This window comes from Rhodococcus sp. 27YEA6 (assembly GCF_044908235.1).
Taxonomy (GTDB): domain Bacteria; phylum Actinomycetota; class Actinomycetes; order Mycobacteriales; family Mycobacteriaceae; genus Rhodococcus_F; species Rhodococcus_F qingshengii.
Genome location: NZ_JBIYCY010000002.1, coordinates 774,777 through 790,575 on the forward strand (window position 1 = coordinate 774,777; position 15,799 = coordinate 790,575).

Genomic DNA, 15,799 nt, shown 5'->3' on the forward strand with positions numbered 1-15,799 from the left:
CCACGCAGAATCGGACACGTGTTCGGGTTTGAACACCCTCAATCGAGGGCAAAAGAGCGAAGCACACGCACCGATTCCCGCAGACCTCCCAGCAGGGGTGAAGCCGAAATCGGTGCTCCGGCGAAATCGCTCTGACCGCCGGCAGCGGCGATGTTCGCAGCCAACGCGTGAGCCCGCGCCCCGACGGCCCCGGCTTCGAGAGGGCTCAGACCCGCCGCCAGCAACGCACCGATCACACCGGAGAGGATGTCACCCGAACCTGCCGTCGATGCCCAGGAGCCGCCGGCGTCGTTGACCAGCACCTCACCGCCGGGATCCGAGATCACCGTCGTATGGCCCTTCAGCAGGACCGTGACTCCGAGGCGTGCGGCAAGAGCACGCGTGGCCGCGATCCTGTCGTCGCCAAGAGTTGTGAATCGAGCGAACTCGCCGGCGTGGGGCGTCAACAGTGTCGGCGCGGTCCGGGCTGCGACAAGTTCGGGACGCTGAGCGAGGAGGGTAAGTCCGTCCGCATCGACAACAACGGGTACATCAGTAGCCAGCACCGACGCCAGAAGTCGCGCGGCGTCGTCGTCGGTACCCATACCGGGGCCGACCACCCACGCCTGAACTCGCCCGGCGGCTTGGAAGGTCTCACTCGCAATCACCTCCGGGAACCGGGCGAGCACCTCGGTGGCGCCGTGCCCGGCGTAGCGGACCAGGCCGGCGGTCGCGGTCACCGCGGCACCGGTACAGAGCACGCCCGCGCCGGGATACTGCTCACTTCCCGCAACGATGCCCACCACACCCTGCGAATACTTGTCGTCCTCCGGACCGGGCACCGGCCACAGCGCACCGACCTCCGCCGGATCGAGCGAACCGAACTCGGGTTCGCCGACGCTCAATCCGATGTCCACGAGTTCGACACGACCACACAGCGGAGCCGCGAGTACGTGTACCGGCTTGAGCGCACCGAATGTGACCGTCACATCAGCGGTCACCGACGGGCCGTCCACTGCGCCGGTGTTCGCGTCGACGCCGCTCGGAAGATCGACCGCCACGATCGGTGCATCCACCTGGCCGACGAGATCGGCCGCGTCAGGCCGTAGACCGCCGTGCCCGGAAATCCCGACGATGCCGTCGATCACCAGATCCGGCGACCCGACTTCGGCGGCGACTCGGCCGCCGGCCTTCAAGAGAGCATCGAGGCCCGCCCGATGAGCGCGCGCCGGATCGAGCAACACGGCCCGCACGCTCACACCTCGTTTGCGGAGCAACGCACCGGCCCACAGGGCATCACCGCCGTTGTCGCCCGTACCGACCAGCAGCGTCACCGACCGATGCGCGACCGACCCTGTACGGGAACGCAATTCGTCCGCGACTACTCGCGCAAGACCGTACGCCGCTCGACGCATCAGCACCCCGTCGGGCAGCTTGTCGAGCAGCGGCGCCTCAGCTGCTCGCACCTGATCGGCTGTGTAGTACCCACGCATGTCGGAACCCTTCAGTTGCCGTCGCTACCCTCGAAACCATGAAATCACGTCTTCGCCCGGCAATCGCGGGTCTCGTGCTCGCTCTCGGTCTGGTCGGGTGCAGTTCCGGCACCGACTCCACACCACCGGCTCCGGAAACGACGGCCAGCGGACCCGTGGTGACCATCTCCGGGATGGCGTACTCCCCCGCGTCCATCACCGTGAATGTCGGCGAGACGGTCACGTGGGTGTTCGACGACAACGGAATGGCCCACGACGTCAACGGCCTCGGGGACGCCAAGGGCAAACTCCGCAGTCCGCTCAAGAAATCGGGAACCTACACCTACACGTTCACCGAACCCGGAACCTACGACTACACCTGCACACCGCATCCCGAGATGCGCGGAACCGTCGTCGTCGAGACGCCGTAACGCGCTCGGGCCCCACAGTCTTGCGACTGCGGGGCCCGATTTTCTAGCGAAAGCTACTCGACCGTAACCGATTTCGCCAGGTTACGCGGCTTGTCGACGTCGTAGCCACGCGCCGCGGCAACCTCGGCCGCAAAGATCTGCAACGGAACCGTGGACAGCAACGGCTGCAGCAGAGTCGGTGACGCCGGAATCTCGATCAGGTGATCCGCGTGCGCCGCGGCGACGGTGTCGCCTTCCTCAGCGATGACGATAGTCGTCGCCCCGCGCGCCTTGATCTCCTGAATGTTGGACACCAACTTCGAGTGCAGGACAGCGCGGCCCTGCGGCGACGGCATGACGATGATGACCGGAAGGTCCTCCTCGATCAAGGCGATCGGGCCGTGCTTGAGCTCACCGGCGGCAAAGCCCTCGGCGTGCATGTACGCGAGCTCCTTGAGCTTGAGCGCACCCTCGAGCGCCACCGGGTAGCCGACGTGACGCCCCAGGAACAGCACGGTCGACGCGTGCGCGAACTGGCGCGCCAACGCGCGCACCGGTTCTGCCGTCTCGAGTACCTTGCTGACCAATGCGGGCATCGCTTCGAGGTCGGCGTACTCGCGGGCGACCTCGTCCGGATACTTGGTTCCGCGAGCCTGCGCCAAAGCCAAACCGACGAGGTAGTTCGCGGTCACCTGCGCCAGGAACGCCTTGGTGGACGCGACCGCGATTTCCGGTCCTGCCCGGGTGTAGAGGACTGCGTCGGCTTCACGCGGGATCTGTGCACCGTTGGTGTTGCAGATCGCCAGGACGCGTGCCTTCTGGTCCTTGGCGTGCTTGACAGCCTCGAGCGTATCGGCCGTTTCCCCCGACTGCGAGATTGCGACAACAAGCGTCGAGCGATCGAGAACCGGGTCACGGTAACGGAATTCGCTGGCGAGTTCGACCTCGACAGGTAGACGCGTCCAATGCTCGATCGCGTACTTCGCCAACAGACCGGAGTGGTAAGCGCTACCGCAAGCGACAACGAACACCTTGTCGACGTCGCGCAGTTCCTGATCGGACAACCGCTGCTCGTCGAGGACGATCTTCCCGTTCTCGAAGTGGCCGAGGAGCGTGTCGGCGACAGCGGTCGGCTGCTCTTCGATCTCCTTGAGCATGAAGTAATCGTGACCACCCTTTTCGGCGGCCGCGAGATCCCAGTCGATGCGGAACGGGCGTCCTTCTGCCTCGTTACCCGCGAAGTCGGAGATCCGGTAGCTGTCGGCAGTGATCACCACTGCCTGATCCTGTCCGAGTTCAACCGCATCGCGTGTGTGCTCGATGAATGCAGCGACGTCGGAGCCGAGGAACATCTCGCCCTCACCGACACCGACTACGAGCGGTGTCGAGCGGCGCGCGGCGACAATCGTGTCCGCATGATCAGCGTGCGTGAAGACGAGCGTGAACGCACCTTCCAACCGACGAACCACCGACAGCGCACTCTCGATGAAATCACCTGCCGTCGGCCCCTGGGCGTACGCCCGGGCGACGAGGTGAACCGCGACCTCGGAATCCGTGTCGCTCTGCAGTTCGACGCCTGCAGCCTCGAGCTCCGCACGCAGCGGGGCAAAATTCTCGATGATTCCGTTGTGAACGACAGCCAGCTTGCCCGAGGCATCACGATGCGGGTGCGCATTGCGGTCCGTCGGACGCCCATGCGTCGCCCAACGGGTATGGCCCATACCGGACGTACCGACGAAGTGATCCGCACCGTACTCGCCGAGCTCCGCCTCGAGGTTGGCCAACTTACCGGCCTTACGCTCGATCTCGACCCCACCGGTTCCGTCGAGAATCGCGATTCCCGACGAGTCGTACCCGCGATACTCCATTCGTCGCAAAGCCTCCACCACAACGCCCAGAGCTGGGCGGTGGCCGACGTATCCCACGATTCCGCACATGGTGACTCAGGGTACTTGGACATCGGCGGTGGGCGCATTTTGCGGTTCCCGCACCTGGTTGCGGCGTCCGCTCCGCATACACGAGGCGGCTCATCGGATAACGTCTTCAACCGTGGCACCGAAACTGAAGACACTGACCCGTGAGCTGTCCAAGCGCGGCCCGCACCGAGTTCTCCGCGGCAACCTCGCCCTGGCCGGACAGCCGGGTGTCGTGTACACGCCGGAAACCGGTTTCAATCTCCCCGCCGTTGCCTTCGCGCACGGGTGGATGGTCGGGTCCCACAAGTACGAGCAGACACTCCAGCACCTCGCTTCCTGGGGAATTGTCGCAGCGGCGCCCGACAGCGAACGCGGTCCGGTCCCGTCACATCTCGGATTGGCTGCAGATCTTCGAGCGACGCTCGACATCTGCGTCGGCGTGCGACTCGGCCCCGGACAGATCAGCGTCCAACCCGATCGGGTCGCCTTTGCCGGTCACGGCATGGGCGCGGGCGCTGCGGTACTGGCCGCAGCGCAGCGCGGGGATGTCGGTGCGGTAGCCGCACTGTTCCCGGCCCCGACAGCACCCAAGGCGGAGAACTACGCGTCGAAGATCACAGCGCCCGGATTGATCCTCGCCGGCGAAGACGACGTCGATTCCTTGACCAGCAATGCCCGGCCGCTGAGCGTGGAGTGGGGCGGTCCTGTCATCGCACGTACCGTGAATGACGCCCAAGACGCCGGACTGATCGAAGGCCGCCGACTCCTCGGCGCCCTGGGCCTCGGTGGATCCGAGCGCAAGACACAGGCCGCCACACGGTGCCTGCTCACGGGCTTCCTGTTGTTCCATCTGACCGGCGACAAGAAGTACAAGGATTTTGCTGATCCTGACGTCGAGATTCCGCACACGGCGCCGTTGCTGCCGGTCGAACCTCACTCCGACGCGCGGGCCAGCCAGCTGTTGCGTAAGTAGGAGTCCGTACTCGCCACCGACTCCGGCGGCGAGCACGGCGGCGTCGGCGTCGGCTCTGACGCGGATCGCAGATACGGGCCGGACCTGACCGGCCCATCCGTGTCATTCTCGGCGGATGTCGTTTCGGACGGCGGCTCCTGGTGCGATTCCGCGCTCGCTGCGGCCACTCTGCGCTCACGGAAGTCGTCGAGTTGAGAATCGAGGGTTCGACGGATCGCTTCGAACGGCGCGTGAACGGACTTCACAGCGGACCAGCTCCGGCCAACTCAGCGCCCGTCTCTCCGTCGGGAGCCACGATCGACTCGTCGGGGACTGTGGAAGGCGGCTCCGGGTCCGGCGCGGGCGAGAACTCGGCGTTGGATTCGACCGGCACCTCGTGCTCGCGAATCTCAGGGTCGGGAGTTTCGGGCTGGAGTGTCGCAGGCTGGGACGCTTCTTGCGGGCGCGCCTCGTGCAGCGACATCTCCGGATCGGCATCGAGCACTATTCTCGGCCAACCATTTTCGCTCAACTCCAGGGTGGCCGACACAGAGTTCCCGTCAGCACCTGCAACATCCAGACTCACCCCACGACCGTCGGACGCAATCGAGAAGCCCCAAGTGTTGCCGCCGATCGAGAAAGAGACAGGAGCGGCGGCGACACCTGATGCACTCGGCTCGGCGATCGGAAAGGTTGACGTGAACGCGTCTGTCACCCACTGGGTCGCGGCGTCAAAAGCATGACCAACCGCGCTCGCGCACTCCGCACACGCCCTGTCGAATTCATCGCGAGTATCGAGATACGCCGAACGAAAAACCGTGTCCAGCCATGGCGCCGCACCACGACCGGTGGAAGCGACGTGAGTCAGCTGGTCGATCTCCCCCGCACCCAGACCGCCGATCGTCGCCCGGTCGAGGCTTGCCACCTTGAAAGCCTTGTCTGCCAAAGCCGTTCGAACCGTCCGCGCGAACTCGTCGGCCAGCGTGATCAACAGTGGCGCCGAATCCGCATCGGACCGAGCTTCACGCCGCGCCGCGAAGGCATGATCTACGACCGCACCCACGCGGGAAACATTCCACACTGCAGGAAGATTCTCCGCCAGGGTCGTCAGCATCGCGATCTCGGCGACCGAACCGTCCACCGCTGCGGCCATGTCCGACGCATCTCGCATTAGTGCATCGAAATCGATACCAGCCTCTGCGCGATACGCATCCTCGTAGGACGTAAGCATCCGTTCTTCGAAGCCCAACCGAGAGGCCAGGTCGTGAAATCGATCGAAGAACTGCAGTCCCCTCGCACCAGCATCCAGGATTTCGTCAGGACGCACGCGTGAATCACGCAGTGCAAGAATATCTTCGACGCAATGGTAGCTGTTTGGTACTGCCTGTGCGGTACCGCTCGTCGGTATCATGAGACCGACCCGCTGGAGTCTCGCAATCGCTGCGCACCCTGACCGTCCACCTCAGCGATCACCTCAGCCGAAGAGGAAAGCCGACGCGCCAACGCATCGAGAAGATCCGCACGGCCAGTCAAGCGAGAATTCAGGACCGCCAATGCCGACGCCAACGCGGCTCCATGCTCGGCGTAATCACGGCCCGAAACGGCACCGCTGAATCGCAAACGCCTGATCGGCTCGGCAGAATCGCGCAGAGCCTGGGCCACCGACACCGCATGGCGTGCCAATTCATCTGTTCCAGCGCGGTCGACATCCACGAGCGCTCCCAAGTTTCAACGGAACCACTCGAACGTCGAGCGGCCTTTGACTCCTTGGACGCAGCAGGGCGCAATTACGTTCCCTCAAAACGCGAACGCGTAATGAGGGGCTAAACCGAACCGACGATCTCGGCCAACTCGTCGGCCAGCTTCTGCGCGAGCGGAAGTTCGGTGGCCTCGACCATGACGCGGACCAGTTGCTCTGTCCCGGACGGGCGCAGGAGCACGCGACCACCGTCACCGAGGACGCGCTCTGCGTCCGCGACTGCTGCGAGTACCGACGGCGATGCTGCGACTGTCGCCTTGTCTCCAACCTTCACGTTGATCAGAACTTGCGGGAGGGTTGTCATCGTTGCGGCCAGCGCGGATGCCGACTTACCCGTGCGAGCCATGCGTCCGAGCAGCCGGAGGCCGGTGAGAATCCCATCGCCCGTGGTGCCGAACGCCGGCAACACGACATGGCCTGACTGCTCGCCACCGAGGCTGTATCCGCCCGCGCGCAGTTCCTCCAAGACGTAGCGGTCGCCTACGGCAGCAGTCACGATGTTGATACCGGCCTCGCGCATCGCGATGTGCAAACCGAGATTGCTCATGACAGTCGCGACGAGAGTGTTCTCGACCAACTCACCGGCGTCGTTCATCGCGATCGCCAGAACTGCCATGATCGCGTCACCGTCGACCACCGCTCCGGTCTCGTCGACGGCCAGGCAGCGGTCGGCGTCGCCGTCGTGCGCGAGGCCTAGGTCCGCCCCGTGATCGACTACGGCTTTCTGAAGATTCTCCAGGTGCGTCGATCCGCAGCCGTCGTTGATGTTGAGGCCGTCGGGATCGGCGCTGATCGCGATGACGCGAGCGCCCGCTGCCGCGTAGGCAACCGGTGCGAGCGCGGAAGCAGCGCCGTTGGCGCAGTCGACCACAACGGTGAGTCCAGCGAGTGGCTCGCTCGCCGCGCTCGCCAGATGCGCAAGGTACAGCTGAGCGGCGTCGTCGACCGTACGGACGCGGCCGATCCCGGCACCTGTCGGTAGGACGGGCGGCGCAGTGCCGTCGAGTGCATCCTCGATCGCCACCTCGACAGCATCATCCAGCTTGTGTCCACCGGCTGCGAAAATCTTGATTCCGTTGTCCGGCATGGGATTATGCGATGCAGAGATCATGACACCGAGACTGGCGTCGAGCTTTGCCGTCAAGTATGCAACTGCCGGAGTCGGAAGAATACCCACGTCGAGCACGTCGACACCCGCGGAACTCAATCCTGCGGTCACCGCGGCTTGAAGCATCTCACCGCTGGCGCGAGGATCGCGGCCGATCACGGCGGTCGGACGTGCGTCCGAGGTGTCGGCTGTCAGTACGCTCGCCGCGGCAACTGCCAATCTCAATGCAAGATCTGCAGTCAGATCCGAATTGGCAAGTCCACGAACACCGTCAGTACCGAACAACCGACCCATAGAACGACTCCTGAATCCTGTGAACCTCGAGAAGGGAACTCGAGAAGGGAATTTCTCCGAGAAACACAAGAGCGAGCGTCCGGTAACGATGGACGCCCGCTCTTGTGGTGAACAGGTGCCGAAGCAGACCCGTCGGGTCAACCTCGGCAAAGCATCAGCGCTTGGAGTACTGCGATGCCTTACGGGCCTTCTTCAGGCCGTACTTCTTACGCTCGACCGCGCGGGCGTCACGCGTCAGGAAGCCTGCACGCTTGAGGGCCGGACGATCATCAGGGGTTACCTCGATGAGTGCGCGCGCGATAGCCAGACGCAGTGCGCCTGCCTGACCGGACGGGCCGCCACCGTGCAGCAGTGCAATGATGTCGAAAGACTCGGGACGCTCGACGAGCACCAGCGGAGCCTTGATCAGCTGCTGGTGAACCTTGTTGGGGAAGTAGTCCTCCAACGTACGACCGTTGAGCTTGAACTGACCGGTACCGGGAGCCATCCGGACGCGAACGACAGCCTCCTTGCGGCGACCGACGGTCTGGACCGGGCGATCGAGGACGATCGGTGCGAGCGTAGCTGCAGCAACCTCTTCGACGACCTCGACTGCGTCAGAGACAAGCTCTTCCACTGCTTCGATGTTCTCTTCGGACACGTTCTGCTCTTCCGGCGATGTCACTGTGCGACCTGCTTGATCTCGAACGGCACCGGCTGCTGCGCGGTGTGGGGGTGATTCGGGCCCGCGTAAACCTTGAGCTTGCTGCTCATTGCGCGGCCGAGCTTCGTCTTGGGGAGCATGCCGACAATGGCCTTCTCGACGAGACGATCGGGAGTCCTGTCGAGGACCTCACCGACAGTGCGGGACTTCAGGCCACCCGGGAATCCGGAGTGGTGGTAAACGTTCTTGCCCTGCAGCTTGTTGCCGCTGATGGCAACCTTCTCTGCGTTGATGATGACAACGAAGTCACCACCGTCGATGTGCGGCGCGTAGGTGGGCTTGTGCTTGCCACGCAGCAAGTTCGCTGCCTGAACGGCAAGACGGCCGAGCACCACGTCAGTGGCGTCGATGACGTGCCACGTGTGGGTCACATCTCCGGCCTTCGGGGTGTACGTAGACACAGATCTTCCTCGTCTTATTTCATTCCACTGCTGACCATGTGCGTATCGCGTAAACGATCCTCGGCGGCCAGTTGAGACCCGAGAACCGCCGGTCTCCACGCATTTCTGCCGGAGCCCTACGGCACGCCACCGATAGACGATACCGGTCTACCCGCTGCCAGGTCAAAGCGCAGCCATTCCTGCCAACAGCATCATCGTCCAGCACAGCGATGCGAGCGATCGACATGCGCCTGCCCCGGCAACCTGACGGTACCGGGGCAGGCGGGGTGTCATCACGGCATGGGATGTTGTCAGCGACCGAACCCGTTTGCGGCGATCCGATCAGCTTCCTGCATCTTCTCCGAGCCGCTCGCCGTCGCTCCGGCGATCTGCGCGAGAACCATGTTCAGTTCTTCGGAAGCCTGGGCCCAGCGACGCTGTGCGTCGTTCCACGCTTCGGAACCTGCCCCTTCCCAGCCTGCTTGCAGCTTGTCCACGACAACCTTGATGTCGCCCTGTTTGTCGTTGATCGCTTTGGCCTGCTGTTTCATCTGATCGGACAGCATTGCGAGGCCGCCGAAGTCGTACTTGATCCTGTCGGACATAACTGCTCCCGGTTCGGTGTGACTGGAGAGAAATTGTGAGAACTAACATGCGAGAACTACTGGCTGAGGATTGCTTGATCGGACGATGAAGAGCTGGCGGTCAGGACATGTTCACCGTCGCGCCGCGAAGCGAGCTGACGTTGTCGTCTTCGGTCGAGTCGAAGGTTCCCGCGGCCTGTTTGATCTGCTCGCAGATGTCGGTCAGAGCTGTGTCCAACTTCAGGGCCGCGCTGTTGTATCGCTCCATGATTCCTGCGTATTCGACCTGCGCCGCACCGTTCCACGAATTGTGCGAAGCGTCGGCCTCCGACCGAACAGCGTTGACCAGCCCCCTGATGTCACCGAGATGTCCGTCGATGGTCCCCGCCGAATCGATCAATTCAGCGGTAGTTGCGGTAAAGCCCATGTCGTCCCCCTGGATTCGGTGAGTACCGTTCGGTATCGGCGATCACACACAACGGGCTTTGTCCGTCGGATGTGCACCGGGGTCGAGCGGAACTCCCTGATGTGCGCTACACATACTTTGACGCGACCTTCGTACCAACGGTTCCGGCCCGACCGAAGAATATTTTCAGAACCGACCGATCCGGTCACGGTGTGAATTCGACCGACTGCCACATCCGCAGGCAGTCCGCTTCGAGACTGCCCCACTCACCGACCAGATACTGGCAGCCGATACTCACTTGCCGTCCGTTGTCGACGTACACGCGCCAACGCACCTCGGAGAAATCGTCCGGAAACTCGACGTACACCACTGCCCGTTTTCCTGCGGCATCGTCGAGCACAGCAAACTCTGCGAACCGCAATGGGTCCTCGAACGTCGAAAACTGCTGACGCAAAACAGCTTCGACGGAATCGAATCCCACACCTTCCGCAAGACGTTTCTCGATGACCACGATCTTGCGATCCGCACCCGAACCGGGTACCAAATCGGTACGCCCGCTCGAGGTCCCTCGCGACAGAAGCTTCCAATCGGAAGGCACTTCTGCCGCAACGCTTCCCACGTCCACACGAGTAAGTTCCGGCGTGGCCCCGGACTCGATCGACGAGATCGAAGTCTTCGGTGCAGGCGTTTCCTGCTCTTTCGACGCCTCCACGATCTCGACTTCGACTTCCGCCGTGGCTGCGACCGACCCCGCCAACCGAGAATCGCCTCGATCGCGAGTGGACACCACGACCGTTGCTGCGACCGCACCGGCGACGGCGACCACCGCAAGCGCCGCCGCGAACCATCGACGGCCTCTTCGCCGCCCGCCGACGCGACGCGGCGAAGAGGCATTCGAGTCCGCGCCAGGAATCGACTTCGCGCCATCCGTATCGCCTACCCACCCGGCGCCAAAAGCCGAATTGTCGACGATTCGTCCCGAACTGTCCCGCGCGGTTGTCTGGCGAACGAGCGTCTGAGGATCCACCAGAGACGCAGCCACCCGGCTCTCGTCCAGAATTCGGATGCTCGCGTGGCCGTGAACATTCGTCGACCCCCGTTCGAGCGAAGCCGCAACAGCATGAGAGCTCGGCCCGACCAACACCACAGCGTCCCGAACCGATAGATCCCCGATTGCGGAAAACAACCCCGCAACGTCTGCGATCTCCGAACTTTGTGTTCCGTCGATTCGGAGTTCACCGTCGACCTCAGCGACAACAGAAGCGACCACCGTTCCGCCTCGCAGTTCGAGGACGACACACCGCGATCGCCAAGCCGTATGAGCCGACCTCGCCGCCGCGATCGACGTCGGAACGAGTACGACGTCGTGCGCCACTCGACGTGCGGCATCGAGCAATCGCCGCCTGCGTGGGGCACCCCAATCCGAGGGATGACTGAGATGAAGAATGTCTGCGTCGACGATTCCGCACCCGTCCATCGCACTGGAGATCAGCCTGGCCATCTCCAAGACAGTCGGGACAACCCGACCATCCACGTCGACATAATCGTCGTCGATGTAATCGATCGCATTCTCGCCGGCCGCACCGGGGCCCGACGCCGGTTCGCGTCGGAGGTCTGCACTGCAACAGAATTCGCGTTGACCCGATACGACCCAGATATTCGATGCACCCCAATGTAACGAGACCGACACTGCGGACGGAGCGGTCACAGCGGTGGCATCCACGGAACTTGGACAAGTTGGGTTTGCGAGCGGGAAACGTAAACCCCACGGCCTTCCGGCATCGCCGACGCGCGGACAGTGCCGACGAGATTTCCCTCGTCACGACTTCCGCTCATGATCAATCCGGCCGGCGCCATGTCGCGAATTCTCGCAATGACCGGCTCGTACAGTGCTCTGGCCGCACCACCGGAACGGCGGGCAATAACCAGGTGCAAACCGATGTCCTTGGAGTGCGGAATGTATTCGAGCAACGGCGCCACCGGATTTCCACTCGGTGTGGCCACAAGGTCGTAGTCGTCGATCAGTACGTAAATCTCCGGCCCACTCCACCAAGATCGTTCCCGCAATTGCTGCTGCGTTGTTCCGGCGTTCGGCATTCTGGCAGCGACGATCCGAGCCAAGTCGACCATCAACTCACCGAAGGTCGTCGACGACGCCGAGTACCCGCCGAGGTGATTCCCTTCGACCACGCCCAGCAGGGAATGCCGATAGTCACCGATGATCAGCTTGGCCTGGGCCGGTGTGTTCGACGCGATGATCCCTTCGGCTATTCCACGCAAGAGAGATGTCTTCCCACACGCGGTGTCGCCGAATATCAACAGGTGCGGGTGTTCCCGGAAGTCCATGTACACCGGGGCGAGGTCGGTCTCACCGAGCCCGATCGGCACGGTGAGGCACCGACCGTCGGCCGCACTCGTTGAGGGCCACCGGGTCCCGACAGCTTCGAGAAGTTCTGCCCGCGAGTAGGAATCCGGGAGCATCCGCACGGTGGGTGCCGGACGCGAATTCGACATGGCTGCAATACGTTCGACCGTCGCCACCACAGCCGTACTCGAGTTCTCACTACCCGGTAGGCCGTCGATTCGAGGTAGTCCGGTGAGAAGGTGGAGTCCGTCGCGAGTGATGCCACGACCCGGTCGACCTTCCGGCACCAGGCCGGCTTTCCGGCGACCCGCATCCGAATCTCCCGGATCACCCAAACGAAGTTCGATGCGAGTACCCAGTTGATCCTTGAGTGCCGGCCGGATCTCGGCCCACCTCGACGTCGTGACGATCACGTGTACACCGAAGGACAAACCTTGACCGGCGAGCATGTTGATCTGGGGCTCGAGTGATTCGAAATCCGAACGAACGCTTGGCCAACCGTCGACGACGAGGAAGACGTCACCGTACGGGTCCTCTCGGAGTCCCGCAGCCTCACCTTCCCCGGTGGGATCAGCTGTTCGCAATCTACGGAAATCGGCCATCGATTCGATGCCGAGGTCACGAAACAGTCGCTCCCGTTTAGCGACCACACCGAGTACCTCGGCAACTGTGCGCCGGACGCGGTCGGAATCCAAGCGGTTTGCCACCGATCCGACGTGCGGCAGATCTTTCAATCCGAGGAGCGTTCCACCGCCGAAGTCGAGGCAGTAGAACTGAATCTGTTCCGGCGTGTGCGTCATGCTCAGAGACAAGATCAACGTGCGCAACGCCGTCGACTTTCCCGACTGCGGGCCGCCGACAATCGCGAGGTTGCCAGTCGATCCGTTGAGATCGGCGACGAGTAGATCGCGGCGCTGATCGAACGGCCTGTCGACTATGCCGAAGGGTGCGCTCAGATTTCCGCGAGGTTGATCACCGGTCGCCCACCGCGGCAACAACTGGTCAAGCGTCGGAGATGACTCGAGCGGCGGGAGCCACACTTCATGCGCACGTGGACCGTGACCGCGCATGCGGTCTACGAGGACTCCCATGAGAGTACGTGCATCGTCACCGATTTCACCCATGTCGACGACGTCGGGCTCGACGGGAACGACAACGGCCTCTGGTCCGATCACGGGCTTCGCGGTAAACGGCAGCGGCGCCAGTTCGACGGGGGAATCGACCGAGAATCGAGTGGGCACGATCCGCTCGCCCTCGTACGGGCCTGACACGTACGCACCTTGGAAGCGAACGATCTCAGCAGAATCGGACTTCAGGTATCCCGCACCGGGTGTGCCCGGAAGGTGATAAGCATCGGGAACGCCGAGGACGGAACGAGACTCGTTCGCCGAGAACGTTTTCAACCCGACGCGATACGAAAGATGGCTGTCGAGACCCCGAAGCTTTCCTTCGTCGAGTCGCTGACTGGCCAGCAGCAGGTGAATGTGAAGTGACCTGCCCAATCGCCCGATGGCCACGAACAATTCGGCAAATTCCGGCTGCTGACTGAGCAGTTCGGAAAACTCGTCGACAACCACGAAGAGTGCCGGCAAGGGATCTAGTGCAGCGCCGGCCAGCCTCGCCTTCTCGTAATCGGACACGTTTGCGAAGTTTCCTGCCGCACGCAACAGTTCTTGTCGACGATTCATTTCGCCGGCGAGCGCGTCCTTCATACGATCGACCATCGCCAATTCCTCGGCAAGGTTGGTGATGATCGCAGCAACGTGCGGCGCCTCCTCGAGGCCGAGAAAGGTTGCACCGCCTTTGAAGTCGATCAGGACGAGGTTCAGTGCGTCGGGAGAGTGGGTCGCGATCAGGCCGAGCACCAAGGTTCGCAGGAACTCCGACTTGCCAGAACCGGTGGCTCCGATACACAGCCCGTGCGGACCCATACCGTTCTCGGCCGACTCCTTCAGATCCAGTTCGACGGGGTTTCCGTCTTGTCCGACACCGATCGGCACACGGAGTCGGTCGCGCCCCTGACGTGGAAGCCAGCCATGCTCAGGATTGAACCTCGCAACGTTTCCTATCCCCAACATCTGGCTCCACGTCCGAAGGGATCGGTCGTCGTCAGCTGCGTCGACGGCATTCTGCGATGCCGCACGGAACGGTGCGATGCGACGGCCGAACGCCTGCGCCAGGCTCGTCGTCGCAGCGTCAGGCCTCGCAAAGTTCTCAACTCCTGCGCTGCTCACCGCGCCGATCTGATCGCTACCGACGACCAGTCGCAACCCACGCGTCGCCACCAGCCGCGGGCAGAACCCGCAGAGGTCGAGGACTGTCACCGAGTCGAGCCCGGATTCGGACAACAGGCCGGTGTCACCTTCGAGTAAGCCACCGTCCACGACCAGCACGAGATGCGGAACGCCCGCACTGGCTGAAGTGTTGCGAGCGAATCGAGCACGCATCGAAAGCGGTTCCCCGAGGGAACTTTCGAATTCGAGATACGAACCGAACACCATGCGTGCAGTGCCGGTGCCGTCCTGAGACTGCGGGTGTTGCACGTGTGGGAGCCACTTGACCCACTCCCACTCGGATTCGGTATCGGGACCGCACACCACCGCAACTTGGAGCGTGTCCGGACCGTGGAATGTGCACAGCTGCATCAACATCGAGCGGACAAGCGCACGAGCGGAATCTCTCTGCCCCTCGATGGACATCGCAGCAAATCCGCGAAGCGAGACGGCGGTCGGCAGGTCCTGCACAACCGAATGTGCACGGACGAATCGCCGAAGTGAGACAGCAGCGACGGGTTCGAGATCCTCGACCGGCCCGGTCTCCGGAGACACGAGTCTGGTGGCCAATCGCTGTGTACCCAGACCTACCCGAACGTGGCAGTAGTCCGAGTCGGTGATCTGACGCTCCCACATCCGCACAGTCCCGGCCAGTGTCCAGAGCAGCGACGGCTCGGGATTGCTCCACTCGAGAGCAGCACGCTGCGCACCAGACGTCGCAGCAACATCACTACGCATCTGATCCAGGTACCGGAGGTAGTCCTTGCGGTCCTCGTTCGCTTCGGACGCTCTTGCTCCACCGCTACGACCGCCCCCGGCGAGCATTCCGAGCATCGACACCATCATCATGACCGGAAACAGCAGGGACATCGGATTGCGCGCCATGCCGGAAGAGAACATCAGCGCCACCATGCCGATCATGGCAACCACCATGATCACCGGAAGTAGTTTGGTCAGTAGGTTTCCCGGCGTGACGCGAGGTATCTCCGGTGGGGCCTGAAGCGTCACCTCGCCGCCCGGTGTGCGCGGCGATTCACGGCGTGCTCGACGCGCAAATCTGACAGTGCTCAATTCACCCACCCCCATCGGTGCTGCAGCTGTTGCCGCCAGACGCCTCGTCCGACTACCGCCGGCCCCCCAAGGCGTACTCGCGCAATTGCAAGAGAGTAGATCACAACACCGACACTCGGGTCGGTGC

14 protein-coding genes are annotated in these 15,799 nt (G+C 63.1%); 2 read left to right on the forward strand and 12 right to left on the reverse strand.

The window, feature by feature from the left end; genetic code table 11:
* Window positions 1–38 precede the first annotated feature (38 nt).
* Entirely contained in the window at window positions 39–1,472 is a 1,434-nt protein-coding gene (locus ABH939_RS10060; protein ID WP_166502005.1) for an NAD(P)H-hydrate dehydratase, read from the reverse strand.
* Between the two features lie 38 nt (window positions 1,473–1,510).
* On the opposite strand from ABH939_RS10060, the gene ABH939_RS10065 reads away from it, so the two are divergent.
* Window positions 1,511–1,882: a plastocyanin/azurin family copper-binding protein gene (locus tag ABH939_RS10065; protein WP_003940908.1), complete on the forward strand. Its 372-nt coding sequence runs from the start codon at window positions 1,511–1,513 to the stop codon at window positions 1,880–1,882.
* A gap of 53 nt (window positions 1,883–1,935) precedes the next feature.
* Here ABH939_RS10065 and glmS read toward each other — a convergent pair whose 3' ends face one another.
* Window positions 1,936–3,798 (reverse strand): glutamine--fructose-6-phosphate transaminase (isomerizing), encoded by a 1,863-nt coding sequence (gene glmS / locus ABH939_RS10070; protein WP_003940837.1) that lies wholly within the window; start codon window positions 3,796–3,798, stop codon window positions 1,936–1,938.
* A gap of 112 nt (window positions 3,799–3,910) precedes the next feature.
* On the opposite strand from glmS, the gene ABH939_RS10075 reads away from it, so the two are divergent.
* A complete protein-coding gene (locus ABH939_RS10075) occupies window positions 3,911–4,750 on the forward strand; it encodes a chlorophyllase/cutinase-like alpha/beta fold protein (RefSeq protein WP_003941000.1) in 840 nt (279 codons plus the stop codon).
* On the opposite strand, the gene ABH939_RS10080 is transcribed toward ABH939_RS10075, so the two are convergent.
* The 10 genes from ABH939_RS10080 to eccCa all read right to left on the reverse strand — a co-directional run bounded on the left by ABH939_RS10080 (window position 4,711) and on the right by eccCa (window position 15,672).
* Window positions 4,711–4,995 carry a hypothetical protein gene (locus tag ABH939_RS10080; RefSeq protein WP_003940907.1) on the reverse strand — a complete coding sequence of 95 codons (285 nt, stop codon included), beginning with the start codon at window positions 4,993–4,995 and terminating at the stop codon, window positions 4,711–4,713. The two genes, ABH939_RS10075 and ABH939_RS10080, sit on opposite strands and share 40 nt — an antisense overlap.
* Window positions 4,992–6,056: a hypothetical protein gene (locus ABH939_RS10085; RefSeq protein ID WP_225320328.1), complete on the reverse strand. Its 1,065-nt coding sequence runs from the start codon at window positions 6,054–6,056 to the stop codon at window positions 4,992–4,994. Before ABH939_RS10085 ends, ABH939_RS10080 begins: the two co-directional genes overlap by 4 nt.
* Window positions 6,057–6,136: 80 nt before the next feature.
* Complete coding sequence (locus ABH939_RS10090; protein ID WP_003941002.1) at window positions 6,137–6,442, reverse strand: hypothetical protein; 306 nt, start codon at window positions 6,440–6,442, stop codon at window positions 6,137–6,139.
* A gap of 110 nt (window positions 6,443–6,552) precedes the next feature.
* On the reverse strand, window positions 6,553–7,890 hold the full coding sequence (gene glmM, locus ABH939_RS10095) for a phosphoglucosamine mutase (RefSeq protein WP_065352171.1): 1,338 nt from the start codon (window positions 7,888–7,890) through the stop codon (window positions 6,553–6,555).
* Window positions 7,891–8,044: 154 nt separating this feature from the next.
* Window positions 8,045–8,554 (reverse strand): 30S ribosomal protein S9, encoded by a 510-nt coding sequence (gene rpsI, locus ABH939_RS10100; protein ID WP_007728596.1) that lies wholly within the window; start codon window positions 8,552–8,554, stop codon window positions 8,045–8,047.
* Window positions 8,551–8,994 carry a 50S ribosomal protein L13 gene (gene rplM / locus ABH939_RS10105; RefSeq protein WP_003940842.1) on the reverse strand — a complete coding sequence of 148 codons (444 nt, stop codon included), beginning with the start codon at window positions 8,992–8,994 and terminating at the stop codon, window positions 8,551–8,553. Before rplM ends, rpsI begins: the two co-directional genes overlap by 4 nt.
* Window positions 8,995–9,284: 290 nt before the next feature.
* Window positions 9,285–9,578, reverse strand: coding sequence for a WXG100 family type VII secretion target (locus ABH939_RS10110; protein ID WP_003940975.1), 294 nt, complete (start codon window positions 9,576–9,578; stop codon window positions 9,285–9,287).
* A gap of 100 nt (window positions 9,579–9,678) precedes the next feature.
* The gene (locus tag ABH939_RS10115) at window positions 9,679–9,984 is read right to left on the reverse strand and encodes a WXG100 family type VII secretion target (protein WP_003940986.1); all 306 of its coding nucleotides are present in this window, start codon (window positions 9,982–9,984) and stop codon (window positions 9,679–9,681) included.
* A 184-nt stretch (window positions 9,985–10,168) separates the two neighbouring features.
* Window positions 10,169–11,671 (reverse strand): type VII secretion-associated protein, encoded by a 1,503-nt coding sequence (locus ABH939_RS10120; RefSeq protein WP_404649587.1) that lies wholly within the window; start codon window positions 11,669–11,671, stop codon window positions 10,169–10,171.
* Window positions 11,668–15,672, reverse strand: coding sequence for a type VII secretion protein EccCa (eccCa, locus tag ABH939_RS10125; RefSeq protein WP_404649588.1), 4,005 nt, complete (start codon window positions 15,670–15,672; stop codon window positions 11,668–11,670). The genes ABH939_RS10120 and eccCa overlap by 4 nt, the downstream gene beginning before the upstream one ends.
* Window positions 15,673–15,799: the final 127 nt, after the last annotated feature.